The sequence below is a fragment of the Klenkia sesuvii genome, assembly GCF_037083825.1.
Taxonomy (GTDB): Bacteria; Actinomycetota; Actinomycetes; order Mycobacteriales; family Geodermatophilaceae; genus Klenkia; species Klenkia sesuvii.
Genome location: NZ_JBAPLU010000064.1, coordinates 1 through 594 on the forward strand (window position 1 = coordinate 1; position 594 = coordinate 594).

General features: G+C 72.6%; 1 protein-coding gene. It reads left to right on the plus strand.

The window, feature by feature from the left end; all coding sequences use genetic code 11:
• Window positions 1-594, plus strand: a 594-nt coding sequence (locus tag TEK04_RS21255; RefSeq protein ID WP_336406365.1) for a DUF7507 domain-containing protein, incomplete at both ends; no start/stop codon positions are given.

The following is a 594-nucleotide window of genomic DNA, read 5'->3' on the forward strand; positions in this document are numbered from 1 at the left end:
GACCGGATCAGCTACTCCTTCACGGTCGCGAACCCGGGCACGCTGACGATGCGCGACATCGCCGTGGAGGACAGCCGGTTCGGCGCGGCCGGCTGCCCGCACGACACCCTCGCCCCGGACGGCTCGATGGTCTGCACGACGCTGGCCGCCTACGTCGTCACCGAGGCCGATGTCGTGGCCGGCGTGGACATCCGCAACCGGGTCGGCGTGACCGGCCGTACCGGCGGGCAGACCTACAGCTTCGGGCCGGTCGAGCTCGCGGTGCCGGTGCTCGTCGCGGCCCCCGCGCTGTGGGTGCGCACCACCGCCACGGTCACGCCGGCCGCGCACCACGGCGCGGTGGAGACCGGTGACGCGATCGACTACACGTACGAGGTGATCAACTCGGGTAACCGCCCGATGAGCGGTATCGCGCTCACCACCACCCGGGTCGGCCCGGTCACCTGCCCGCAGGACCGGCTCGGCGTCCGGGGGAGCATGACCTGCACGACCGGGACCTACCGGGTCACCCAGAGCGACGTCGACGCCGCGAACCCGATCGTCGACGAGGCGACCGTGGTGGGGGAGTCCCTCTCGTTCGGCCCGTTCCGGGTC